This window comes from Candidatus Brachybacter algidus (assembly GCF_016707225.1).
Taxonomy (GTDB): domain Bacteria; phylum Bacteroidota; class Bacteroidia; order Chitinophagales; family Saprospiraceae; genus Parvibacillus; species Parvibacillus algidus.
The window spans coordinates 910,556-934,904 of sequence record NZ_JADJID010000001.1; the positions used below are offsets into that span (position 1 = coordinate 910,556).

General features: G+C 35.9%; 21 protein-coding genes. 14 read left to right on the forward strand and 7 right to left on the reverse strand.

The features are described from left to right. The first annotated feature begins 222 nt into the window (after positions 1 to 222). Both IPI15_RS20120 and IPI15_RS03765 read left to right on the forward strand, forming a co-directional pair. Positions 223 to 2,058, forward strand: coding sequence for a hypothetical protein (locus IPI15_RS20120; RefSeq protein WP_287400812.1), 1,836 nt, complete (start codon positions 223 to 225; stop codon positions 2,056 to 2,058). 100 nt (positions 2,059 to 2,158) lie between these two features. Beyond that, positions 2,159 to 2,986 (forward strand): glutamine amidotransferase-related protein, encoded by an 828-nt coding sequence (locus IPI15_RS03765; protein ID WP_287400813.1) that lies wholly within the window; start codon positions 2,159 to 2,161, stop codon positions 2,984 to 2,986. Between the two features lie 80 nt (positions 2,987 to 3,066). Here the strand turns inward: IPI15_RS03765 and IPI15_RS03770 are convergent, their stop codons facing one another. The 3 genes from IPI15_RS03770 to IPI15_RS03780 form a co-directional block, all read right to left on the reverse strand. Continuing rightward, positions 3,067 to 3,810 carry a porin family protein gene (locus IPI15_RS03770; protein WP_287400814.1) on the reverse strand — a complete coding sequence of 248 codons (744 nt, stop codon included), beginning with the start codon at positions 3,808 to 3,810 and terminating at the stop codon, positions 3,067 to 3,069. A 143-nt stretch (positions 3,811 to 3,953) separates the two neighbouring features. Then, a complete protein-coding gene (locus tag IPI15_RS03775; RefSeq protein WP_287419231.1) occupies positions 3,954 to 5,285 on the reverse strand; it encodes a bifunctional folylpolyglutamate synthase/dihydrofolate synthase in 1,332 nt (443 codons plus the stop codon). A gap of 128 nt (positions 5,286 to 5,413) precedes the next feature. Further along, positions 5,414 to 6,325: a hypothetical protein gene (locus IPI15_RS03780; RefSeq protein ID WP_287400816.1), complete on the reverse strand. Its 912-nt coding sequence runs from the start codon at positions 6,323 to 6,325 to the stop codon at positions 5,414 to 5,416. 123 nt (positions 6,326 to 6,448) lie between these two features. Here IPI15_RS03780 and IPI15_RS03785 point away from each other — a divergent pair, with 123 nt between their 5' ends. Genes IPI15_RS03785 through IPI15_RS03795 form a run of 3 tightly spaced genes read left to right on the forward strand, consistent with a single transcriptional unit; the run spans position 6,449 to position 10,580 of the window. Continuing rightward, entirely contained in the window at positions 6,449 to 8,818 is a 2,370-nt protein-coding gene (locus IPI15_RS03785) for a 3-hydroxyacyl-CoA dehydrogenase/enoyl-CoA hydratase family protein (RefSeq protein WP_287419233.1), read from the forward strand. A 53-nt stretch (positions 8,819 to 8,871) separates the two neighbouring features. After that, positions 8,872 to 10,044, forward strand: coding sequence for a thiolase family protein (locus IPI15_RS03790; RefSeq protein WP_287400819.1), 1,173 nt, complete (start codon positions 8,872 to 8,874; stop codon positions 10,042 to 10,044). Between the two features lie 11 nt (positions 10,045 to 10,055). Next, a complete protein-coding gene (locus IPI15_RS03795) occupies positions 10,056 to 10,580 on the forward strand; it encodes a DinB family protein (RefSeq protein WP_287419235.1) in 525 nt (174 codons plus the stop codon). Positions 10,581 to 10,861: 281 nt separating this feature from the next. Here IPI15_RS03795 and IPI15_RS03800 read toward each other — a convergent pair whose 3' ends face one another. Further along, on the reverse strand, positions 10,862 to 11,530 hold the full coding sequence (locus IPI15_RS03800; protein WP_287400821.1) for a DedA family protein: 669 nt from the start codon (positions 11,528 to 11,530) through the stop codon (positions 10,862 to 10,864). Between the two features lie 265 nt (positions 11,531 to 11,795). On the opposite strand from IPI15_RS03800, the gene IPI15_RS03805 reads away from it, so the two are divergent. Both IPI15_RS03805 and IPI15_RS03810 read left to right on the forward strand, forming a co-directional pair. Beyond that, positions 11,796 to 12,308: a hypothetical protein gene (locus IPI15_RS03805; RefSeq protein WP_287419237.1), complete on the forward strand. Its 513-nt coding sequence runs from the start codon at positions 11,796 to 11,798 to the stop codon at positions 12,306 to 12,308. A 48-nt stretch (positions 12,309 to 12,356) separates the two neighbouring features. Further along, positions 12,357 to 12,740: a hypothetical protein gene (locus tag IPI15_RS03810; protein ID WP_287419239.1), complete on the forward strand. Its 384-nt coding sequence runs from the start codon at positions 12,357 to 12,359 to the stop codon at positions 12,738 to 12,740. A 2-nt stretch (positions 12,741 to 12,742) separates the two neighbouring features. On the opposite strand, the gene IPI15_RS03815 is transcribed toward IPI15_RS03810, so the two are convergent. Together IPI15_RS03815 and IPI15_RS03820 are read right to left on the reverse strand one after the other, a co-directional pair. Further along, complete coding sequence (locus IPI15_RS03815; RefSeq protein WP_287400826.1) at positions 12,743 to 13,648, reverse strand: hypothetical protein; 906 nt, start codon at positions 13,646 to 13,648, stop codon at positions 12,743 to 12,745. 80 nt (positions 13,649 to 13,728) lie between these two features. Continuing rightward, on the reverse strand, positions 13,729 to 14,826 hold the full coding sequence (locus tag IPI15_RS03820; protein ID WP_287400827.1) for a vWA domain-containing protein: 1,098 nt from the start codon (positions 14,824 to 14,826) through the stop codon (positions 13,729 to 13,731). Positions 14,827 to 15,109: 283 nt separating this feature from the next. Between IPI15_RS03820 and IPI15_RS03825 the strand changes: the two genes are divergently transcribed. From IPI15_RS03825 to IPI15_RS03850, 6 genes are read left to right on the forward strand one after another with little or no spacing between them, the layout of a single operon-like run. Next, on the forward strand, positions 15,110 to 15,877 hold the full coding sequence (locus IPI15_RS03825; RefSeq protein WP_287419241.1) for a hypothetical protein: 768 nt from the start codon (positions 15,110 to 15,112) through the stop codon (positions 15,875 to 15,877). 20 nt (positions 15,878 to 15,897) lie between these two features. Next, positions 15,898 to 16,833, forward strand: a complete 936-nt coding sequence (locus IPI15_RS03830) for a hypothetical protein (RefSeq protein ID WP_287419242.1) — start codon at positions 15,898 to 15,900, stop codon at positions 16,831 to 16,833. 27 nt (positions 16,834 to 16,860) lie between these two features. Then, the gene (locus IPI15_RS03835) at positions 16,861 to 17,301 is read left to right on the forward strand and encodes a DarG family dialkylresorcinol biosynthesis protein (RefSeq protein ID WP_287400833.1); all 441 of its coding nucleotides are present in this window, start codon (positions 16,861 to 16,863) and stop codon (positions 17,299 to 17,301) included. Continuing rightward, positions 17,301 to 18,302 (forward strand): BtrH-related acyltransferase DarH, encoded by a 1,002-nt coding sequence (gene darH / locus IPI15_RS03840; RefSeq protein WP_287419244.1) that lies wholly within the window; start codon positions 17,301 to 17,303, stop codon positions 18,300 to 18,302. Before IPI15_RS03835 ends, darH begins: the two co-directional genes overlap by 1 nt. Positions 18,303 to 18,309: 7 nt before the next feature. Then, a complete protein-coding gene (locus tag IPI15_RS03845) occupies positions 18,310 to 19,044 on the forward strand; it encodes an ABC transporter ATP-binding protein (RefSeq protein WP_287419246.1) in 735 nt (244 codons plus the stop codon). Next, positions 19,041 to 20,324, forward strand: a complete 1,284-nt coding sequence (locus IPI15_RS03850; RefSeq protein WP_287400837.1) for an ABC transporter permease — start codon at positions 19,041 to 19,043, stop codon at positions 20,322 to 20,324. Before IPI15_RS03845 ends, IPI15_RS03850 begins: the two co-directional genes overlap by 4 nt. A gap of 87 nt (positions 20,325 to 20,411) precedes the next feature. Here the strand turns inward: IPI15_RS03850 and lysM are convergent, their stop codons facing one another. Then, positions 20,412 to 20,909, reverse strand: coding sequence for a peptidoglycan-binding protein LysM (lysM, locus tag IPI15_RS03855; RefSeq protein WP_287400838.1), 498 nt, complete (start codon positions 20,907 to 20,909; stop codon positions 20,412 to 20,414). A 299-nt stretch (positions 20,910 to 21,208) separates the two neighbouring features. On the opposite strand from lysM, the gene secDF reads away from it, so the two are divergent. Further along, positions 21,209 to 24,286: a protein translocase subunit SecDF gene (gene secDF, locus IPI15_RS03860; RefSeq protein WP_287400839.1), complete on the forward strand. Its 3,078-nt coding sequence runs from the start codon at positions 21,209 to 21,211 to the stop codon at positions 24,284 to 24,286. Positions 24,287 to 24,349 lie beyond the last annotated feature (63 nt).

A 24,349-nucleotide genomic window follows, 5' to 3' on the forward strand; every position in this document is an offset into this window, starting at 1 on the left:
TGAAAACGTAATTCCTATTCCAATTATCTCGTTAAATTCATTGTCCTTATTGACATTTCCGTTAAAATAATTTATTAATTGTTTAACAATTAATAATAATGAATTACTTTTGCATTAAATTATAAATCACTTAGTTATCACATAATTTATCCATTTATCTAAAATGGATGAATTTAATCACATTTTAGTCTTCAATTAAATTTTATTAAAACTGTTTTCTGAATGAAAAAAATAGGAATTTTGTTTGGCCAGGAAAGTTCTTTTCCACAGGCATTTGTAGATCGTGTAAACGAGAAAAATATTAAAGGTATTAGTGCTGAATTTGTCACAGTTGATGAGGTCTTCCAAGGACGCGCCACGGATTATGCTGTGATTATTGACCGTATATCTCAGGATGTACCATTTTACAGAGCATATTTGAAAAATGCTGCCATCTCTGGTACAGCTGTTATGAACAATCCGTTCTGGTGGAGTGCAGATGAGAAATTCTTCAATAATGCATTAGCCACTAAGCTTGGCGTACCTGTTCCTAAGACGTATTTATTGCCGTCTAAAGAAATGCCTACTGACACTTCTTCCAATTCATTCAAGAATTTGAAATTTCCAATGAACTGGTCAAACATATTTGATGAAATTGGCTTTCCCGCATACATGAAGCCTCATTCCGGTGGTGGTTGGAAAAGTGTGTATAAAGTAACAGATGTTGAGAACCTATTTCAATCTTATTCTGAGACAGGCCAATTAGTAATGCTTCTTCAGGAAGAAATTCAATTTGAATCTTATTTCAGATGTTATTGCCTTGGACAAAAATATGTCCGAATCATGCAATATGAGCCACGCAACCCACACCACTTGAGATATGTTACAAATGGTGGTCCGGTAGAAAAGAAATTATTGAAAACAATTGAAGATTATGTCTTCAAATTGAATAACGCTCTAGGTTATGACATGAATACAGTAGAATTTGCTGTAAGAGATGGAATACCTTATGCGATAGATTTTTGTAATCCTGCACCGGATGCTGACTTATTTTCAGTTGGTCAGGAAAATTTTGATTGGGTGGTTGAGAATGCCGCAAATATGGCTATTGAAAGAGCTCAATCTCATAAAGATGGCAAAGACAACCTTACTTGGGGTAACTTCATTAAAACAAGTGTTGCCGGTGAACAGATAGGAGGAGGCAAAACATCTGCTCCTGCAGTTGAGAAATCAGTGGGAAAACGCGGACCAAAACCTAAAGCAACTGCAGCTAAATCAAGCTCAGAAGTTAAAGTAGCAGGAAAGCGTGGTCCAAAACCAAAAGCAGCATCAGCAGTTGCTCCAAAAGTAGCAGGAAAGCGTGGTCCAAAACCTAAAGCAACTGCAGCAAATGCAAGCACGGAAGTTAAAGTTGCTGGTAAGCGTGGACCAAAACCTAAGGCGACAGTAGCAGCAGCTCCTAAAGTAGCAGGTCAACGTGGACCAAAACCAAAAGCTAGTGCTGCAAATGCAAGCACGGAAGTTAAAGTTGCAGGAAAACGCGGACCAAAACCTAAGGCGACAGTAGCAGCAGCTCCGAAAGTAGCAGGTAAACGTGGACCAAAACCAAAAACTAGTGTTGCAAATGCAAGCACGGAAGTTAAAGTTGCTGGAAAGCGCGGACCAAAACCGAAAGCAGCATCAGCAGCAGCTCCGAAAGTAGCAGGTAAGCGTGGACCAAAACCAAAAGCTAGTGCTGCAAATGCAAGCACGGAAGTTAAAGTTGCTGGAAAGCGCGGACCAAAACCGAAAGCAGCATCAGCAGCAGCTCCGAAAGTAGCAGGTAAGCGTGGACCAAAACCAAAAGCTAGTGCTGCAAATGCAAGTGCTGAAGTTAAAGTAGCAGGTAAACGTGGACCAAAGCCTAAAACTGAAGGCGCAAAACCTGCCAAAATTGCTAAAGCAACTAAAGCAATCAAAGCGCCAAAAAAAGTAGCAGCCAAAAAAGCTTCTCCAAAAAAATCATCAGCTAAGAAAGGAAGTGCAAAACCAAAAGGTAATTCTGCACCTTCTTCTGATATGAATAATATTGGTGAATAATAAAGTTTTATAAGATCCATTGAATAATTGTTTTCAATGGATCTTTTTTTTTAATTTGTATTAATTATTGATTGGTTACCCGACTAAACATTTTACTATAATGAATATTAAGTTAGCCATTCTGGATTTGAACGACAATACGACTAACCTAGGCTTACGTTCAATAGTCGAACACGTTGAAGCTTTTAGTGATACTTTTACCTACGAAATATTCGATGTTAGGTATAAAAATGAAATTCCATCCTTAGATTTTGATGTCTATATTTCATCAGGCGGACCCGGCGATCCAAGGGTTGGTGATGGCATATGGGACGTAAATTACCATAAATGGATTGATGCATTAATTGCAAATAATCTAGATGAATCAAAAAATAAAAAATATGTGTTTTTTATCTGTCATTCATTTCAAATAGCATGTATACATTTTAATTTTGGCGAATTAGGACTTAGAAATAAAAAGTCTTTTGGCACTTATCCTTGTTACTTGACTGCAAATGGTCTTTATGAAGAAGTATTCAAAGGACTTCCTAATCCAATGTATATTGCGGATTTTAGATCTTATGAAGTTCTTGGTGACCATTACGAAGCTAAATCAGCTACATTTCCTAAAATTCTAGCAGTAGAACAGATAGATATGATGGATCACCGTGATAGAGCAATAATGGCTGTCAGATATTCTCCTGAAATGATAGGAACACAATTTCATCCTGAAGCTTATGCGGCAGGTATGTATGACTATTTTAACCAACCGGAAAGAAAAGCGATGGTCGTCGAAGAGCATGGAGAAGAACGTTTTAATCAAATGGTCCGGGATCTAGCTCATCCTAATAAGATCACGCTTACTAATGGAACGATACTTCCTAATTTTCTAACTCAAAGCATTGAAAAAATATACAGGGAAAAAAGGCCGGAAGCCCTTGCATCCTAAAAAAACAAACTAGAAATAAGTAAGCCGCCATTTTTTTAAGATGGCGGCTTTTTTAATTTCATGGTTTGCTGAAATTATTTTTAAAATCTGTAATTCGTACTATTAGTTCTGTTAGTCATTCGATTTCCGATGGGAAATGTTACTCCTACAGTCGCAGCTATACTTTGATTTCTGATGTCTGTGTCCAAGGCTAATCCACCTATTTCAGGTAGTTTATAATAATCTGTAAACCCATGAGTATATCTTCCTTCTACGAATAGATTTGCTCTTCCAGCCAGGTTAAATTCTACTCCTAGAGCAGCGACTCCTGAAACTTCGAACCTTTCAAAACCTAAGTTACTTAGATTTAGATTGCGGTCAAGTACAGTTATAGGGATGATTACATTGATATTAGCTTTTGATCTTCCTTTTGCCAGGTACCCGAATTGAGGACCGATAGCCGCATAAGCCTTAACAAACTCGTTTCCTATTTTACCTTTAGCTAACAAAGGCACTTCTATATATGTAAACCTGTTTTTGTAGTCTACACCAATATCCATTGGAAAGTTAAAAATATCAAAACCCATTGATTCATTAATGACAAATCCCTTTTGTGTGATATTTAACTCACCTTGCAAATCAAAATATTCATTAAATGAATATCCGGAAACTAAACCGCCTGTAACTCCATGGAGTGTTTTAATTGGGATTATGTTTGTAACTGATTTTGCTGCTGAGGTTATTCCCGCATTATATCCACCTTTGAATCCAATGTAAGCCTGAGCGTTAGAAGTGATGTTTCCAAGTAACATGATGGCCATTAAAACAATTGCACCTAATTTCATTTCATTTTCAATTTAAGAAGTGATAAATATTTTATTTATACTAATTAGACGCATTGATTGAAAAAAGATAGTTAAAAAAACCTTTACATTGTTTTAATGTTTTATAAAAATAAGTTTATTAGAAATGCCATTTTCTGTTAATTTTAACTTAATGGATTGTTTTTCAAATATTGAAGTGCATCACCAACAATAAAAATAGAGCCTACTATCAATATAAGATCCTTATCTGACGCTAGTTTGACAGCATTTTCGATTGCATTTCCAACTTTTGAAAATGATTCACCGGGAATTCCTGAGGCAAATGCAGTATTTTTTAAAATATTTTCATCCATCGCCCTCGGAATGTTGGCTTTAGTCCACATATAATGTGCATCAAGAGGTAAAATTTTCAGAATTTCAGAAATATCTTTATCTGCTACTGTTCCATAAATAATGAATAATTGATCGAATTCCATCAATTTTAACTGCTCTGTTACCTCAGTTATGCCAGCTATATTGTGTGCGCTTTCCAAAATTATTTTTGGCTTTTCGCTAATAGTCTGCCAACGTCCAATAAAATTGGTCAGTTTGGTAATATCAAGCAAAGTGCTTTTGATCAAATTAAGGTTAAATTCTACTATAGACAACCTATCCAATACATAAGCAATCGTTAAGAATAATTCAATGTTTTTGGTCTGATATCTTCCATGTAGATTAGTTTTAATCATGGTTGATGTTTGCCTGGCATCCTTTGAGTTTATTTGGAACTTTGTCAATTCCCCATCAAAGCCAATATAATTACATTGCCAAACGTCTTCTGAGAAATAAATTGTGGATTTCATAGATAGTGCCTTTTCTATGAAAACATCATAGGTTTCATCTACTTTTTCACCTATGATACAAGGCACTGAATCCTTTATGATACCGGCTTTTTCTCCTGCAATTTTTTTGAGCGTATTTCCTAAGAATTGCTGATGATCGAAACTGATATTCGTTATCACGGATAATATCGGAGTTATGATATTGGTACTATCCAACCTTCCTCCCATCCCTGTTTCAATCACTGCATAATCTACATTCTGCTCCTTAAAATACAAAAAGGCCATAGCGCAGATGATTTCAAAAAAAGAGGGTTGAACCTCTTCTATTATATCCAGAAACCTATTAAGACATGCCACAAAATCTTCTTCAGATATAAGCACACCATTTATCTTGATTCTCTCTCTGATGTCAGTATAATGAGGTGATGTATAGACGCCAACTTTATATCCATTTTCCTGAAGATAGGCGGTAGTTAAGTGAGCAGTCGAACCCTTTCCATTTGTACCCGCAATATGTATGAATTTGTCTCGATCCATGTGTGGGTTGCCAACATGTTGCATCAAGGTACTTATATTACCTATGTCTGCCTTATATGCTGCAGGACCTTGTCTGTGAAAAACTGGCAAACTATTATATAAATAATTTTCAGCCTCTTGCATTGTTTTGATCTTCATCTCTTTCGCTATGCTTATTTGTTGGGTTAAAAGTATGTAATATGTTGAAAAATTAATTTGTATTTTTTGACACAAAAAAAGGAAGAACAATCTGTTCCTCCTTTTCTTTTCACTGATTTTATATCTTTTTACTGAACTTTGAAGTCGTAAGTGATCGTTCCACATTGCTGTTCTACATCACCGGCAGTAAATTTAAATTTCATTGCATTTCTTTTAGCGATATTTATCAAAGTGGCGTCATTGGTAGTGGAACCTTTTTGAGTATAGTCAGCACTTATTACGCTTCCGGTTTTATTGACACATACTTTAATCATAACAACACCAGTTTTTTGGCTATTATCTGTAATCTTAGGCTCAGATATTACCCCTCTGTTGCCAAGTCCTCCACCTATACGGCCTTTTCCGCCGGTATGGATACCTTCAAGGTTTTTAGCATTTGGGTCACCATTTGGATCACCTTGATTACCTGCTTGTCCTGTATTTCCACGACCAGTACCTTTTCCGTTCAATAATCCACCATATTTACCCTTTGCCGCAGCATAGTCGGCAGCCTCCTTTGCTTTTCTATCTGATTCTGCTTTCCTGTTAGCTTCTGCTTGTACCTCAGCATTTCTGCGTTGCTCTGCCTCAATTTGATCTTTTTCAGCTTTTTTTCTTCTCGATTCTTTTGCGGCAGTTATAGCAACATCTTCTGCAGCATCATTTGTGATCATGGCTTGATCCTTAGTTGGCACTGGATCTGGTTGCGTATTTGAAGCAGACGGTGGAGGGGAAGATTGTTGTGGACTGCTGTTACTGGCAGATGGAGGTGGCAGACCGCCAGGAGTATTCTGACCGGGAGTAGGTTCGTCATTACCTTGGCCTTCATCCGGAAAGCCCAGTGCCACTTCCATACCGGGTGCTTCTTCTTCCCAAATAGGGGCATTGAAAGTGGCTAATGGTGAGATACCAATTAATATTAATAAACTATGAAAAAACAGACTTGAGCTAAAGCCCTTCGTACTATTTACAACTTCTTTTTTTTCTTCCTGACTTGGCATGGTTGATACTATTATTTTATTATAACGAACAAAGAGAAAAATTTCTTATTATTGGGTTTTAGAAACAAAGATACATATTATTTTTATTTGTAATTTGTAAAAGTTATTTATTCAGTTTAGAGTATGAGAAGAATTAAAAATATTGGGGTCTTAGGATCTGGGGTGATGGGTTCAGGTATCGCATGTCATTTTGCAAACGCTGGTTTCCATGTAGTAATGTTAGATATGGCTTCTGATGGCAATACACCACAGGCAAGAAGTATAATAGCAAGCACTGCGCTTGATAAGGCAGTGAAATCTAGTCCTGCGCCACTTTATTCTAAGGATTTTAAATCCAGAATAAAGATTGGTAATTTCGATGATGATCTTAATTTATTGAAAAATTGTGACTGGATACTTGAGGTCGTTAAAGAAGACATAGCTATTAAGCGCATTATCTTTGAAAAGGTTGAAACTGTTAGGAAGCCTGGTACACTTATAACTTCGAATACTTCCGGTATCCCAATCAAAATGATGGCTGAAGGGAGAAGTGAGGACTTTAACAGGCATTTCTGTGGTACACATTTTTTCAACCCTCCACGCTATCTTGCTTTGCTCGAAATTATTCCTGGTCCGTCAACTAGCTCTGAAGTGATTGAATTCTTGATGGGTTTTGGAAAAAATTATTTAGGAAAGCAAACAGTTTTAGCCAAAGATACACCTGCCTTCATTGCCAATAGGATAGGTGTTTATTCTATGGGTAAAACTTTTGAACTTGCACAAGAGTTGGGTCTTACCATTCAAAGTGTAGATAAACTTACAGGAGCTGCCATAGCAAGACCTAATACCGGTACATTTAGATTGGGAGATCTTGTCGGTTTGGATACAGCATTTTTCGTTTTGAATGGAATAAAGCAAAATAATCCACATGATCTCTTGGCTCAGGAGGCTTCTATTCCTGCCTTTTTTACTCATCTGGTAGAAAATAAATGGCTAGGGAATAAGTCAGGTCAAGGCTTTTATAAAAAAACTGAGCTCAGAGATGAGAAGGGTAGACCAGTGATTCTAGGTATAAATCTTGAAACTCACGAATATGAAAATGATTCTAACCAAGTATTGGAAAGTCTAAATGCTTCTAAGCAGGTTGAGGATACTCCAAAGCGAATCAAAATGTTGTTTAATCATGCAGACATAGGTGGACAATTAACTAAAAAGTCTTTTGCTTACACTATGCTTTATGCAGCTGAGAGAATACCTGAGATTGCAGATCAATTATATTCAATTGATGAGGGTATGAAGGCAGGTTTTGCTTGGGAATATGGTCCTTTTCAATATTGGGATATTGTAGGATTAGAAGCTGGTATTAAAGCAATTGAAGAATTGGGTAAACAAGTTCCTGCTTGGGTTATAGAAATGAAAAATAATGGCTTTGAAACCTTCTATACAACCATAGATTCTAAGCCAGCGTACTATAACATAAATACTCAAAAGTATGAGTATGTGCCAGGATTCGAATCTATCGTTAGGCTTGATTATCTTACAAAAGAAAAAATTGTATACCAAAATGATGAAACAAAGCTTTATGATATAGGTGATGATGTGCTATGTCTGGAATTTACTTCAAAGATGAATGCTATCGGAGCAGGAATACTTAACGGCCTTCAGGATGCTGTAAGGATTGCAGAAGAAGGGAAATGGAGAGGACTTGTGATTGGGAATCACAGTAAAAATTTCACTGTAGGTGCTAATATAATGCTTATAGCTATGTTGGCATACGAACAGGAATTTGATGAGCTTAACAGAGCTGTAGATCTATTTCAGCAAACAACAATGAGATGCCGTTATAGTAAAGTGCCTGTGGTAGCTGCTACTCAAGGTTACGTTTTCGGAGGTGGATGCGAATTGATCATGCATTGCGATGCCACTGCAGTTGGTGCAGAATCCTATATTGGCTTAGTGGAAGTAGGAGTGGGCCTAATACCTGGGGGAGGGGGTACAAAAGAATTTGCGGTCAGAACATCTGATTCATTCACTGAAGGCGACGTTCAGATACCTGCATTAATTGAAAATTTTAAGACTATAGCTACAGCAACGGTGGCTACTTCTGCATATGAAGCATACAATTATAAATATCTCAATGAAAAGGATTTTGTAGTCATGTACCAACCTGAAGTAATTTATAAAGCGAAGGAAAAGGTAATGGAACTTTCAGAAGGATATGTACCACCTGTACAAAGAGAGGATATAACTGTGCTTGGGAGGACAGGACTTGGCGCCTTATATGCTGCAGCACATAGTTTGAAATTGGGAGCTTATGCATCTGAACATGATATAAAAATTGCCAAGAAGATCGCTTGGGTGATGTGCGGCGGAGACTTATCATCAAGCCAAATGGTCTCAGAGAAATATTTGTTAGACATAGAAAGAGAAGCTTTCCTTAGCTTATGTGGAGAGCAAAAAACACTAGAGCGAATACAGCACATGCTTGAAAAAGGTAAACCCTTGCGGAATTAAGAAACTATTGAATTTATACATTGTTATCTATCAGATAATTTAAAAATAAAAAAATGCAGGAAGCATATATTGTAGCGGGTTATAGGACAGCAGTCGGTAAAGCAGGAAGAGGTGGTTTTAGATTCATGAGAAGTGATGATCTGGCTGTTTCAGTGATTGATCATCTAATGAGTTCTGTACCGGAACTAGATAAAGCACTTGTCGATGATTGTATCGTAGGTTGTGCCAATCCTGAAGGGGAACAAGGCCTTCAGGTCGGCAGATTAATTTCTTTGAGAGCTCTTGGACTTGACGTACCAGGCATGACTGTAAACAGATACTGTGCCAGTGGCTTGGAAACTATTTCTATTGCTACAGCAAAAATTAGAGCCGGAATGGGTCATATCTATGTAGCTGGAGGTGCTGAAAGCATGAGTTCTATACCAATGACAGGATATAAATTTGCACCGAATTATAACATTACCAGTAATACACCTGATTATGTGGCAGGAATGGGGCATACTGCTGAGGCTGTAGCAAAAAAATGGGGCATCACAAGAGAGGCTCAGGATGAGTTCTCAGTTCGCTCCCATCAAAGGGCAGCAGCAGCTATCGATGCAGGAAAGTTTGAAGCAGAAATATTACCAATAGATGTTGAAGAGGTCTATGTGGAAGACAATGTAAAAAAAACCAGGTCTTGGACAGTTAGTGTAGATGAAGGTGTCCGAAGAGAAACTACAATGGAAGCACTCGGGAGATTGAAACCGGCTTTTATGAATAATGGCACAGTGACTGCAGGTAATTCTTCACAAACATCAGATGGTGCAGCTTTTGTCCTTGTAGTGAGCGAAGAGATGGTAAAGAAATTTAATCTGAAGCCTATAGCGAGGATGGTATCTTGTGCTGTGGCCGGAGTAGAGCCAATCTACATGGGTATTGGCCCTTGCAAGGCAGTCCCTAAGGCATTGGCTCAAGCGAATTTAAACCTTGATCAAATTGGAGTTATTGAATTGAATGAAGCATTCGCAGCACAATCTTTGGCTGTAATTCAGGAATTGGGAATGAATCCAGAGAAAGTCAATGTAAATGGAGGTGCAATAGCTCTTGGCCATCCACTTGGTTGCTCCGGCGCTAAACTTTCAATACAATCATTAAATGAGGCACGAAGACAGAATCAACAATATTCAATGGTGACCGCTTGTGTGGGCGGAGGTCAAGGCATAGCCGGTATTTTTGAAATTTTGTAAAATTAGTTAATATGGATTTGGAAAGACTTAGATATCCAGTCGGAAAGTTTGAAAGGCAGATGATATATTCACCAGAATATGTGACTGATTGTATTGAAAAAATTAAAACATGTCCACAAAGATTAGAAGCGCTCATCTCAGGTTGGCCTTCTGAGAAATTCGAATACACCTACAGACCTGGTGGATGGAATGGCAGAGAAATCATTCATCATATGCTTGATTCTCATCTAAATGCATTAATTAGATTAAAGCTCGCTTTAACTGAAGAAGCTCCAATTATTAAACCATATTTGCAGGATGAGTGGGTCAAACTTTCTGATTATCAATTAGATCCATTGATGGTCATACCTATTCTGCATGGCATTCATACAAAATTAGCCCTTCTTTTTACATCAATGGATGAATCAGATTATAGCCGCGAACTTAGACATCCTGAACATCCGGGAATACATTTGGACTTACTTTGGCTCTTAGGACTTTATAGTTGGCATAGTGATCATCACTTGGGCCATTTGAGCATTATTGATAGTCAATAACTCAAGTTTCGGTAGTCAAATTTTCTTTTTTAAGGATAAATTTAAATAAAATGTTAGATGTTAGAAGCTTGTCCGCCGAACAAGGCGGGGTAGATTTTAGATGGCTTTCCATCAATCACATGGATATTTTTTCTACAAAACTTATTAAAGAAAAAATATGAATCAATTGACTAAGCTCCCCGCCGTCACTTTGGCTAGTCGGGCAAGCATCTAACATCTAATCCCGCAGCTGCGGGACCATCTACCTTTGTTTCTTAGCTGCCGAAACTTGAGTCAATAATTTACTCAGGCAAACTGTCTGGTGCTTTTTTAGAAGGAAAAAACCTTTGACGTATTAAAGCATAAATTGCCGGTAGAGCGGTTATTATCAAAATAGCTATCATTACGATGCTGAAATTGTCTTGCACAACCTGAATTTGACCGAAGAAAAATCCTGCAAAAACAAATATGAATACCCAAAGAATAGCACCTATCACATTGTATAAAAAGTGTGTAGCTGCATTCATTCCTGCTATTCCGGCCACGAAAGGGACAAATGTTCTGAAAATAGGAAGGAATCGACTTAAAATCACAGCCTTAACTCCATGTTTTTCATAAAACGCATGTGTTTTTTCTAGATATTCTTTTTTGAAAAACCTTGATTCTTTCTTGAATAAGGCAGGGCCAAGTCTCTTTCCTATGCTATAGTTAACAGTATTTCCAATAATAGCTCCTGCTAAGCATACTATTACAGTAACCCAGATGTTCAAATTTGAAGATGCACATATAGCACCTGCCGCAAAAAAGAGAGAGTCCCCAGGCAGGAAAGGTGTAATGATAAGTCCAGTCTCACAGAAAACAACGAGAAATAATATCAGATATGTAGCTGAACCATAATTGTTTACGATCTCAATCAAATGAGCATCTATATGAAGTACAAAATCTATTACTTTTTTGATAGTATCAATCATGCTTGTTATTTATTAATATAAAGGAAAAGAAATCTGACGTTTTTTAGTTGCATTTACTTATCCCTGAATCGTAACTAAAAATTTGAGATTTGGTTTAAAAACATTCAAAAGATTTTGAACAGATGTTTGAAATCTTTAATATATTATTTCGGCATCCTGAAAAAATAATCTACCTTTGTTTTGAATTTGATAACCATCTAATCGGTATTTTATTTTGCTAATTAAATTTCCTAAGAAAAATATTTTTCTGTTAAGCTTATTATTTATGGCTTGCATTTTTGCAAATAATTCAGCTATAGGCCAGAAAAGAGCAAAATCTAAGAAGACCATTGAACAAGCAAAAGTAATTCCACGGACCCCTTTCAATTTTCTAATTGGAAACTGGGCTTCATATAACAAAGAAGCAACATTCGCTGCTTATATCAATGTTAAAGTAATAGCTGGTGGGTCAGCCTTAGAAATCCATCTTGAAAAACCGGATGGCACTATGTCTGTAGGTCTTATCTACTCAGACCCCATCAGTGACAATTGGAAATTGGCTTGGGTAGGACCTGATCAAAGCAACTCCAAAAATGGAGTGAGAGATCTTCAGTTGGATGGTGACCCAAAGAGAGTTATTTTCTTAGGACTAACCAACCTTGATAATAAACGAGCTCTTGATAGATATATTTTCGAAAATGTAAACAGCGATACAGTAGTAAAAATATATGAGATTAGTACTGATAATGGAATTACCTGGGATCAGGAATACAAATATACTTTTAAGAAAACGCAATAATTGTACTTAATTCTTTAATCTTGTATTGGATTTTAAGATTTTATAACCATGAAAATAGTTGTTTCTATACTTGTTTTCTTAATGCTGTTTTCCGCTTGTTCAAAAAAAAGAGCATTTAATGTTGACAACATAATGGAGTCAAAGATCAAGTTTGATCTCACTCAATTGGATAAGGATGGACTCAGCGGACCAGATGACGGAAAAAGAAGCATATCATACGAATTTTGCATTCCTGATAACAAAATCAATCGGGATAAAGTAAAGAAAATAGACAAGTCAATTCAATTTACTAAAGCAATGGGAAGATCTATGTGCGGTAAAAATCAAATATTATGTTTGGGAAATACCCATCAACCTAATGCAGTAAAAGTCTTGGAAAGACTTTCAAAGTTGACATATATTGAAAAGATCACAGAAACTTATTTTGAATAAGTTTATTTTCCTTTATTCTTCCCAAATATATTGATTTCCCTATCACCATTAAGAATAGGTTTGACTTCGATATTATCTAAAGATTTCTGCGCTAGCACTGAGACGTGTTGCCATTTTCCTTTTTTGTATTTAAAGCCTTCATAACTGCCATCGGGAACACTTGTTTCGCCCTGACCATCATATATTGCTTTCATCTGCATCAGGTGGTCAAGTACAATCATATTTTCAGCTGGGTCAAAATTCAATTTCATGGAAACGTCTGCACTATGTGTAAAAATATATCTTAACTCTGTATCACCGTTATCTGTTGAGTCAGGCAGGAATACGTCCTTGCCGAATATAGGTTGACCATTTACATCAAAAGAAAGTACATCAATTATTTTTCTTTTATTAAAAAACTGATAACCATTAAAGCCTAACAATAAATAATACGGTTCAGATTTAATTTTACAGTCAAAAAGTTTATAATATAGGGCTCCCTGCCATTCATCAGCCCTTAGCTCATCATAGTTAGTTCCTTCTTCATTATTTTCATATGAGCGGTCAGTAAATGCAGTATAACCTCCTTTAGCATACTGGATTCCTCCATAATATCTATATTCATTATCATTCACAAAATGTTGACCGGTAATAATCCTGAAAGAACTATCAGCAGGATAAAGTATAGAAAAGAATTTTGATGTAACAAATTTTTTAGAAAAGGTAGACTTGTCTGTTAGATAAGTTTCGAACGCTGAAGCGATGTTCTTAGCTGCATCTGCTCTATTTGATGCAAGCGTATCAGTCAAGATGATTTTTCCCTGATTATCCAAATAAGAATCCAATTCACTCCATGACAGCCCTAAAGGTGACTGCCCATAACTAGTTTGCATTAAGATAAAAGCTAATATAGCATTTAGGAATTTCAATATTGTCGGAATTTTATTTTAATAACGAGTAAATTTGTCAAAAGAATATACACTAAAGATTTCTGTAAGTTAATCGTTTCTTAACGTTTATTATTTCTTCTCTTGGCCTTTCCATAGTCTTTGAAAACAAAGTCGCCTAATCCCTGAAGATCACTATAAAAAGCTTTGCCACCATTAGTTTCCGTGAACAACTCTACGAATTGCATCAAATAGGGGTCCTTTGCAATCATAAATGTTGTGATTGGAATACCTAGTCTTTTAAATTTACTTGCTTGATTAAGTGTTCTGTTAACTATCATCCTATCAAGCCCCATACTATTTTTATACAGCTTATTACCTCTTTTGATGCAGGTTGGTTTCCCATCTGTAATCATGAAAACTTGTTTATTTGCGTTTTTCCTCTTTCTCAAGAGATCTAAGGCCATTTCTAATGCTGCCTGTGTATTAGTGTGGTATGGGCCTACTTCAAGGTAGGGTAGTTCTTCAAGCTCAATATTCCATGCTTCATCACCGAATGCAACAATGTCAAGTGTGTCTTTTGGAAATCGTGTAGTGATATACTCAGAAAGAGCCATAGCAACTTTTTTAGCAGGAGTGATCCTGTCCTCTCCATAAAGTATCATAGAGTGTGAAATATCAATCAATAAAACACTACTCATATTGCTTTGGTGGTAAGTCTCCTTGACTTCAAGATCATCATATGTCAGTTCAAATGCGCCCGGGCCATGATTAATCTGAGCATTTTTAATAGATTCCAGATAAGCTATGTGCTCCAGGTTATCTCCGAAAATATATGGTCTGGTATCTGAAGTATGTTCATCGCCCTTACCGTCAATTTTAGTATTATGGTTGCCTTTAGTTGATTTTTGAATGTTTCCAAAAATATCTTTAAGTGCCTTTCTGCGTAATGAAATATCCATTTTAGCCGTTGGAATAATTTTTTTATCTTCCATATCCGCTTCGATAAAGCCTTTTTTCATTAACTCCTCAAGAAAATCCTGAATACCGTAGTCGTCATTGGTCAGATTATACTCTCTGTCCATCTCCATAAGCCACTGGATAGCATTGGAAACATTACCTGATGAATATACAAGCAACTCTTGAAATAGGGTGAATAGCTCGTCGAACTTTGATTGTCCTTCCGCTTTTTGATATTTAGTAAATTGCCAACCTAGCATATTTATAATTTAGTGTTTCTATGAAGATTAAATGGATAATAAAATCCACTATGCCTTCCCATTTAAAGGTACGTCCTGTTTTGGAATTTTTATCGTGATCAGAGTAAAATTGAACCCTACAGTTGAATTTAACCAAAGTATAACATTATTTATTTTACTTTTGTTCTGCTTAGTTATTTAATATAACGTACTACTGATTTAAGGAAGTTTGGAAAATAAGAAATAGCTTGCTTTCAGTTTAATGATTGTATTGTATTTTTAATTCTCACTTAGAATATTTTTAATGAACAAATTATATATATTATTATTTATTATGTTTTCGACGCAGATAAATGTTTCTGCCCAAAAGAAAGCTGATTTAAAATTAGCATCTTCAATAGAAGGTTACTATTCTGGTTTTTATATTTCAAAAAAGAAGATCGAAAAGAATTCGGCAACTTTGTTTTTAAAATCAGACAAAGAAGTAATTAAGGTCAATGAATCTATTTTTGGTCCTTTTCAATTCAAGGTCAAATACGCAGACACCGATACTTTATTTTTTATTTCATCCATAAAAGAAATGAAGATTAAGTATATCAAATCCAGCAAGCGGATTACTTTTATAAGTCTTGTTGACAACCAAACTGTTAATTTCAATGCTAAATACAGCCATAAAGATGATGCAGACCTTAAAAATAAAATATTAGAAAATGAAGCCAAATTAGCATCCAAAAAGGAAAGCATAAAATATTATGGTAAGTTCTACGGTACTTTAAAAATTGAAGACGGCATTGGCTCCCTGGATACGATAATAGTAACTCAAGTAAACAAAAAACACATTGATGGGAATCTAATTATACAGGATAAATATGCAATGATATCATCATACAACAACAACTTCAAACCTTTTGAAACGCCTTTAAAAATCACTAACAGTGGACTATTGATTCTTGCTAATAATAATGCGGATTTAACTTTTAGACTAAACTATGACAATAAAACTTTGTATTTTGTCCATAAGGCCAATGGATTGCGATTTGAAGGAATAGAAGTTGAAGGTCAAACCAAGTAGTCTTTATATTTAATAAAATCATGAATCAGGATCAAAAACATATTGGTGTGGTGTATTTCACACAAACAGGGCAGTTAAAACATCTTGTAGAAAGGGTATTGTCTGTTTTTCCTGACAATTATAAAGTGGATTATTTAAGGATCGTCCCGGAACATAGTTTCCCATTTCCCTGGAGCTCCTGGAAATTTTTTGATGCAATGCCTGAATGTGTTTTGGAAGATGGAATGGAAGTAGAGGTAGAAGGCATTATCACAGGCAAGCGCTATGACTTGCTAATTGTGGCGTTTCAGCCATGGTTTCTCCACCCATCATTGCCAATGACTTCATTTATGCAAAATGAGATTGCGGAAAGCCTTATTAGTGGAACTAAAATTCTTACTTTAATAGGAGCAAGAAATATGTGGTTAAACGCACAGGAGAAAATAAAAAAACATATTATTAGACTGGGAGGTCACTTGGTAGGGAATATTGCTTTTGTTGATTCCTCACCCAATCTTGTTTCAACTCTAACTGTCATTAGGTGGGCGTTCAAAGGGCAGAAAGAGGCTTCAAAATTTCTTCCTGAGGCAGGAATACAGCAAAAGGAAATAGATCGCGCTCCTGATTTTGGCAAATCAATTTTAAAAGCTTTTGAGTCTGATGATTGGGAAGGACTTCAGAATGAACTCGTAAATAAAGGAGCCATAGATATCAAACCTGCATTGATTCTCCTTGAAGAAACAGGTACCAAACAATTTAAGATTTGGGCCAAAAAAATCAAAAGCAAAGGAGGTCCCGGTTCACTGGAACGAAAACCCATTGTCTTATTGTTTAAAAATATTCTAATCGTAGGTATTTTCATAGTTTCTCCCATTAAAGGACTTGTGTCTAAATTTCAAGCGATTTTGAAAAGAAGGCGATTAGAATCAGATTTAATTTATTACAAATCAGTTGACTACATAGACAATAAATTCTGATGTAACGATTTAATAACAAACTAAGCAATGAAGAAAAATGAGGTCCCTCAAGACAATGAAACATCTATCTATGGTGATAAATTTGGTGATGGGTTGCTTAAATATGCCACGGATGGTGAAGAATATACTACCGTTCAATCTGTTGGTTGGGAACCGGAAATAGTTGCTCTACAGCAGGCTTGGGAAGAAGTTGAATTGAAAATATTAGAAGCTGAAAATGATGTTAAAAGCGGTAAAACCAGTCCAATTCCTTTTTACATGGAGAAAAAGTTGCTTGATATTAGCATTTTATCATCCTACATGAATAAATGGCAATGGCAGGTAAGAAGACACTTTAAGCCTGTTGTTTTTAATAATTTAGGAGTAACAACTTTGAAAAACTATGCAGACGTTTTCGGGATTACTGTTGAAGAATTAAAGGACATCGACCTTTATAAGTCAAACCACAATTTGGAAAAGAAATTATAATGAATTTTAAACATACTCAGTCAGCTCATTGTGAATCAGGTGTTACTGTAAACTTATTGGCTCACCAGGGACTTTCACTCTCTGAACCAATGGTATTTGGGATAGGTAGTGGTATCTTTTTTATTCATTTGCCTTTTGTTAAACTCAATGGGATCTCAGCAACAAGTTACAGAATATGGCCTGGTGGGATTTTCAACAGAACTATGAAGCTATTGGGAGCTGAAGTGGTGACAAAGAAATTCAGTTCACCTCATAAATCCATGGAAGCCCTGGATAAATTACTTGAAAAGAATATTCCAGTCGGAATTATGTGCAGTGTTTACTATTTGCCTTACCTTCCTGATGCATATAGATTTCACTTTAATGCTCATAATATAGTAATCTTTGGAAAGGAAGGTGATGAGTATTTAGTTGGTGATCCTGTACTTCATGAGGTAAAGAGGCTGCATAAAGATGATTTACTCAAAGCGCGCTATGCAAAAGGTTTTCCTCAACCATCTGGAAAATTATATTATATAAAATCACTCCCAAATAAAGATGTTGACTTAAAGGATGCTATAAGAAGGGGATTGAAAAGAACTTCATTTCTAATAAATAGGACACCAGTCGGATTTATTGGAGTAAAGGCTATTGGTTACCTTGCAAAAAGGCTTCAAAATTATCCAAAGACACTTGGAGATAGAAAAAGCCTTCTTGCTCTGGGTAATCTAATAAGAATGCAAGAAGAAATTGGTACAGGAGGTGGAGGATTTCGTTTTATGTATGCTGCCTTTTTAAAAGAATCCAGTAAACTTATTCAGAATAATGAATTGGCAAAGTTGTCAACAGAAATGACAGAAATCGGCGATATGTGGCGAGATTTTGCATATAATTCAGCAAAGATCATCAAAAGTCGTTCTTCTGAATCTAATACTTTTGTGGAAATAGGGGATAAGCTTGCCTTAATAGGGGAGAGGGAAGTAGATTTCTTCAAACGTCTAGGGCAAGTTAAAATAATATGATATAGGAATGGATATCATACTGGATCACGTTAGCTTTAAATATAATAATCAACAAGAGGAAGCAGTTTCTGATGTTTCTATGATCATTCTAAATGGAAAGATAAATGGTCTGTTAGGGCCTAATGGCGCAGGTAAGAGCACACTCATACATATTATTTGCAGTCTTATTAAGCCTTCAACCGGAAAAGTATATCAGTCTATAAATGGTTCGGAGCCTCAAGATCTTAATAAGAACCAGATAGGTTTTGTCCCACAGCAAGATGGACTCTTTGGAGACTTAACATTGTCAGAGAATTTAAAGTATTATGGCGGATTGTATTCACTTGCAAAGAATACGATTAAAAATAGAATTGAATATTATGCTGAATATCTCCATCTTAAGGATCATCTTAAAAAGCAAATAAAGCATTTTTCTGGAGGTATGAATAGAAGAGCCAATATTATTGCTGGTCTCTTGCATGATCCTGAGTTTATTATTCTCGATGAACCTACTGCAGGCGTGGATATCCAGAGTCGTGCTCTTATTCATGAAGTTATAAAAGATTTACAATTCAAGGGTAAAACACTGCTATATACTAGTCATTTATTAAGTGAAGCTGAGGAATTATGCGATAATATTTTTATCATGGATCATGGACGAATGTTATGTAATGGAAGTCCTCAATCATTAATAAATGATACTCAAAGTTCAAGTATTGAGAAGTTGTTTTTATCATTAACCGGTAGTAAAGTCAGAGATTGAACATACAAAGAGTCATAGCTACATTTATTAAAGAAGGAACATTATTGCTTCGGGATTGGCCAGGGCTGTTGATGCTGTTGGGTATGCCTATGATACTTATTATAGTCATGGCCATAATCCAGGATGTTCCTTTTAAAGATTATCAAGACGTAAAATTTAACCTTGTGTGGTCAGATGATGATCAAAAACCTTTGGGAGATTCACTGAAAAGTCATTTTATTCATTCTGGCCAATTTACGTTGATTGATCAATTCAATGATAAACCTATTAATACCAACCAAGCCAGACAATTGATTTCTGAAGGTAAATATCCGGTTGGGGTGATTATTAAGAAAGGAACTTATGCTGAGATGGTCAATAAGACCAACATAATAGTTAATGTCATTGGTCAAAACATGGGAAATCCAGCCATAATTCCGGTGCGTCCTGCAGTTGATTCTATAAGTGTTGTTTTGATATTCGATCCGGTTGCTAAAAATACTTTTAGAATGGCGGTGCAAAATGCTTTAGAAAGGATGCTATTCAAAGTGCAATTTGATCTACTCTTCAAAAAGATATCTTCTAATAATACAAATAATTCTTCAGAAAGAATAATTGACACTCATGAAGTTCTTGCGAATTCTATTACCCAGGAAAATCTTGGTAGACTAAAAAATGAATCACTGGTTATGAATTCCGTTCAGCACAATGTGCCGGCATGGATTGTCTTTGCCATCTTTTTTCTTGTTATTCCACTTTCAGGCAATTACATCAAAGAGAAAAATGAAGGGAGTAGATTAAGGATAGCTATGTCTCCCGGTAGTTACTTTGATATAATAAATGGGAAAGTGCTCTTATACACCTGTTTCGGTATATTTCAGTTTTTGTTTCTATTGACTATTAGTATTATGGTCCTTCCATATTTTGGATTGCCTGGGCTGGATATTGGTCATGAATGGTGGAATGTGATTTTGGCAGCAGTTGTGATTACTTTCAGTGCAATAAGCTTTGGTATGCTGATCGGAAGTTATTTTAATACTTACCATCAGGCTATGATGTTTGGATCCATCACGATAATATTGATGTCGGCTATCGGAGGCATCTGGATACCAATAGAGGTTTTACCTCATTGGATGCAAAGTCTTGCAAAGTTATCACCACTGCACTGGAGTTTAAGTTTGGTCCAGGATGTCTTCCTAAGAGGCATAGTTTGGAGTAGATTTTTAGTGAAAATGAGTGTTTTAATGGGCTTTGGAACTATTTGCCTCTTTGCCTCTACGTACTTTCATAATAGGAAATAAAAAAAGCTGCCAAATAGCAGCTTTTAAAATTCTTAATCTTCCAAACCTCTTCAAATATTTTATGAAAAGGAGATTTGAGCAGATAATTTATAATTTTGGTATACGGAGAGTCTGGCCTGGATATATTTTGTCAGGATCAGATAACATCGGTTTATTAGCGTCAAAAATTTTATGATACTTCATTGCATCACCATAGTAAGCTTTTGCGATTTTAGATAATGAATCTCCCGATTTTACTTCGTAGAAATTGCTTTCATCTTCTACCGTCTCTGCTGTCATTTGGTCGTCTACAACAGCGATCCCATTCACATTACCAAGAGCAAGAACTATTTTCTCCTTTTCAGCTTGGGTAGCGACACTTCCACTGACTGTTACTGTATCGCCATCCAATTGCACGGCTAAATCAGTGACAGGAATATTCAGATTAGTAACTATGCTTTCTAGCCACAGAACCTTTTGTGAATGAAAAACTGCTTGCTGAGCTGTTGCATTAGCTTCGTCAACAGCTGTTTTGGCAGCTAATTCTGCTTCCTTCTTTTTAAGATCGTCTTTTCCTGATCCTTTTAAAAATGAAAATAAACCCATACTTTTTATAATTTATGTTGTTTAAGAAATTTTAGTTATATAAATATGCTAAGAAGACAAATAAAAATCACATTTCGTTCCCTCTTATTGTAAATTAATTTATTTTAGGACGCGCTACTAGGTATTTAGTTACATTTCTATTATTATTTATAAAGATAATTTATATATTTGCACCGCCTTAGAAAAAGGACATACATTGGCATGCCTGAAACTATCATACAGATTGAACTTCATTGTGTTTTGGTTTTCTGTCAGACATGTTTTTTAGATAACGAAAATAGATTTTAAAAAATTAAAAAATGCAAGGTAAAGGAATAATAAAATTTTTTCTAGTTGCGATCGCTCTGGTTTGTTTGCTCCAATATGTTTTTTATTGGCCAACATCAAGAGTCGAAAGCAATGCTGATGCCAAAGCAAAAATAGCAGCTGCTGCAGCTCCTGCTGAATCAAGGGACCAGGTGTACAAAGAAGCAAGAATCGCTTTTCTTGACTCAATGTCCAGTGAAACTATTTTTAGTATCCCTGGTATCAAAAGTTACTCATACGATGATCTAAAAAGACAACAACTAGCTTTAGGTCTTGACTTAAAAGGTGGTATGAGTACTGTTTTGCAGGTGGATTTGAAAGATTTTCTTTTATCAATGTCCAATCAAAGTAAAGATGCAACTTTTTTGGAAGCATTAAATAAAACAGAAAAAAGGCTGGTTACAGAGCAAATTAGCTTTGTTACTGCATTTGGTGAAGAATGGAATAAGATTTCAGGTGGAAAAACACTTTCATCTATCTTTTCTAAAAGCCCGTCTTTAAAAAATGACTTGAAGCCAAATGCTTCGGATGCTCAGGTTTTAAATGTACTGCAAGAAAAGGCTAAACAAACTGTTGATCTTACTTTTAAAAGATTAAAAGATAGAATAGATAAATTTGGTGTAACACAGCCGAATGTTTCTTTGGATGCAGGTAGAGATATGATCGTGGTAGAATTACCAGGTGTGGATAATCCTGAACGTGCGAGAAAATTTCTTCAAGCCAGCGCGAAACTTGAATTTTTCGATGTTTATAGAGCATCAGATCCCGGAGTACTTGAAGGGTTGACTAATGCTGATAAATACCTTAAAACAATGAAAGGTGATTCGTCTGCCGTTGAAATTCCTGCGACAGTAAAGGACACTATATGGGATAAAAAGACAGACAGTCTTGGCGTTGTTATTGATTCGACGATGAGAATTGTTGATGTACCCAATTCAAATATCAACCAGGCAAGTGGTCCGCTTTTTAAAATATTTACTCCAAACTCAGCTACATCTAAAGGAATTTCTTTTCCATTGGCTGTAATGGGTGTTGCTGATAAGAATAAGAAAAAAGCAGTGATGGATTATTTGAATTTGCCTGAAATAAAAGCATTATTCCCTAATGATCTGCAATTTAAATGGGCTTCAAAACCTAACAAAGATCCAGAAACATTTAAATACACAAGCAAATATCAACTATATGCTGTGAAAATGCCGCGCTCAGGTAAAGCGCCATTGGAAGGAGATAGAGTAGTAGATGCAAGAGAAACACAAGATCAGACCTCGCATCAAGTTGCTGTATCTATAAGAATGGACCAAGAGGGTTCTAAGAAGTGGGGCGAAATGACTACTAAAGCGGCTGCAGATCAGAATAGAGAAATAGCAATCGTACTAGATGATGAAGTGGTTTCAGCACCAAGAGTTAACAATGCGATTACTTCAGGTGATTCTCAGATATCAGGTGACTTTTCAGTTCAGGAAGGCAAAGACCTTGCAAACATTCTTCAAATTGGTAAATTACCAGCAGGTACAAGAATCGTGCAAGAATCTTTAGTCGGTCCATCTCTTGGTCAGGAAAACATTAATAAATCAATGATAGCTATACTTATAGGATTGCTATTCATTGTTGCTTTCATGATAGCATATTTCTCCACTGCGGGTCTCATAGCAGTCATTACGTTGTTGTTTAACATGTTCTTTATTTTTGGAATATTGGCATCAAAAGGTACAGTTTTAACTTTACCGGGTATAGCAGGTATTTTACTTACAATGGGTATAGCCGTCGATGTCAGTGTAATCATATTTGAAAGGGTTAAAGAAGAACTTAAAAATGGACTTGCATTGAAGAATGCTATTTCGGAAGGTTTCAAACATTCTTATTCTGCCATCATTGATGCGAACATCATTACTTTATTCACGAATGTAATTCTTGCATACTTTGGACTAGGTCCTGTAAAAGGATTTGCAGTGGTGATGATAGTTGGTGTACTTTGCTCTCTATTTACAGCTGTACTTGTTGGAAGAATGATTACAGACTGGTGGACAGGAAAGGGTAAGGAGTTGAAGTTCTCAACTTCATTCTCAGATAAAGTGTTTCATGGAGCTAATATAAACTGGATGGGCCTTCGCAAAAAAGCATATGCTTTCTCGATAGGATTATCTATAATCTGTTTAATTTCAATATTCACAAAAGGTTTCGAACTTGGAGTGGATATGAAAGGTGGATATAGCGCCAACGTTTCATTCGCTGAAGGAACTGATATTAATACTGAAGCATTCAGAACTCAACTTAAAGCTGAGTTAGGTGGTGAACCTATAGTGAAAGCAGTAGATGTTAAAAACACTTATAACATAACTACTTCATACAAGATTGAAGATCCTAATCCTGAGGTTAGTAATGAAGTTGTTACCAAAATACATGCGAGTGTTCAGAATTTGACAAAAGGTCAGGTTGACCTTGAGGAATTTAAAAAGCCTGATGGCAATGGCACGCACGTTGCGAGCTTCTCTAAAGTAGGTCCTACGGTAGCGGATGATATAAAATCAAGTTCATTTAAGGCAGCAATTCTTGCCTTATTAGCGATATTTGTATATATATTTATCAGATTTAACAGATGGCAATATAGTCTTGGTGCTATCATTGCACTTGCACATGACTCTTTGGTAGTATTAGGGATATTCTCCATTTTCCATGGAATTGTACCTTTCTCAATGGAGATTGATCAGGCATTCATTGCAGCAATCCTTACAGTTATTGGTTACTCAATGAATGATACCGTTATTATCTTTGACCGTATTCGTGAATTCTCGGGTAAATATCTGAGTCAGGGTAAGTCAGAAGTGATCAACGCTTCAATCAATAGTACTTTAGGTAGAACAATTATCACCTCTTTCATAACCTTCATGGTGATGACGATCATGTTTGTATTCGGAGGCTCCAGTATCAAAGGATTTACTTTCGGAATCATGATTGGTATTGCGATAGGTACATACTCTTCAGTATTCATCGCAGGTGCTGTAGTACATGATATGGTTTCTGATATCAGACCTAAAACTGTTATCGGACAAGCTAAACCAAAGACAGTCTAATCTGTTCTTTGAATAATTGAATAAAATAAAGCTGCAACATCAAATGTTGCGGCTTTTTTTTTA

What these genes read in the sequence shown, in the direction of transcription:
- IPI15_RS03830 (WP_287419242.1), top strand. Translation starts at nt 15,898, where the DNA reads ATGAATCAGGATCAAAAACATATTGGTGTGGTGTATTTCACACAAACA.
- IPI15_RS03765 (WP_287400813.1), top strand. Translation starts at nt 2,159, where the DNA reads ATGAATATTAAGTTAGCCATTCTGGATTTGAACGACAATACGACTAAC.
- IPI15_RS03775 (WP_287419231.1), bottom strand. Translation starts at nt 5,285, where the DNA reads ATGAAGATCAAAACAATGCAAGAGGCTGAAAATTATTTATATAATAGT.
- IPI15_RS03800 (WP_287400821.1), bottom strand. Translation starts at nt 11,530, where the DNA reads ATGATTGATACTATCAAAAAAGTAATAGATTTTGTACTTCATATAGAT.
- IPI15_RS03820 (WP_287400827.1), bottom strand. Translation starts at nt 14,826, where the DNA reads ATGCTAGGTTGGCAATTTACTAAATATCAAAAAGCGGAAGGACAATCA.
- IPI15_RS03780 (WP_287400816.1), bottom strand. Translation starts at nt 6,325, where the DNA reads ATGCCAAGTCAGGAAGAAAAAAAAGAAGTTGTAAATAGTACGAAGGGC.
- IPI15_RS03845 (WP_287419246.1), top strand. Translation starts at nt 18,310, where the DNA reads ATGGATATCATACTGGATCACGTTAGCTTTAAATATAATAATCAACAA.
- IPI15_RS03770 (WP_287400814.1), bottom strand. Translation starts at nt 3,810, where the DNA reads ATGAAATTAGGTGCAATTGTTTTAATGGCCATCATGTTACTTGGAAAC.
- IPI15_RS03795 (WP_287419235.1), top strand. Translation starts at nt 10,056, where the DNA reads ATGGATTTGGAAAGACTTAGATATCCAGTCGGAAAGTTTGAAAGGCAG.
- IPI15_RS03835 (WP_287400833.1), top strand. Translation starts at nt 16,861, where the DNA reads ATGAAGAAAAATGAGGTCCCTCAAGACAATGAAACATCTATCTATGGT.
- IPI15_RS03790 (WP_287400819.1), top strand. Translation starts at nt 8,872, where the DNA reads ATGCAGGAAGCATATATTGTAGCGGGTTATAGGACAGCAGTCGGTAAA.
- IPI15_RS03805 (WP_287419237.1), top strand. Translation starts at nt 11,796, where the DNA reads ATGGCTTGCATTTTTGCAAATAATTCAGCTATAGGCCAGAAAAGAGCA.
- lysM (WP_287400838.1), bottom strand. Translation starts at nt 20,909, where the DNA reads ATGGGTTTATTTTCATTTTTAAAAGGATCAGGAAAAGACGATCTTAAA.
- darH (WP_287419244.1), top strand. Translation starts at nt 17,301, where the DNA reads ATGAATTTTAAACATACTCAGTCAGCTCATTGTGAATCAGGTGTTACT.
- IPI15_RS20120 (WP_287400812.1), top strand. Translation starts at nt 223, where the DNA reads ATGAAAAAAATAGGAATTTTGTTTGGCCAGGAAAGTTCTTTTCCACAG.
- IPI15_RS03810 (WP_287419239.1), top strand. Translation starts at nt 12,357, where the DNA reads ATGAAAATAGTTGTTTCTATACTTGTTTTCTTAATGCTGTTTTCCGCT.
- IPI15_RS03785 (WP_287419233.1), top strand. Translation starts at nt 6,449, where the DNA reads ATGAGAAGAATTAAAAATATTGGGGTCTTAGGATCTGGGGTGATGGGT.
- secDF (WP_287400839.1), top strand. Translation starts at nt 21,209, where the DNA reads ATGCAAGGTAAAGGAATAATAAAATTTTTTCTAGTTGCGATCGCTCTG.
- IPI15_RS03825 (WP_287419241.1), top strand. Translation starts at nt 15,110, where the DNA reads ATGAACAAATTATATATATTATTATTTATTATGTTTTCGACGCAGATA.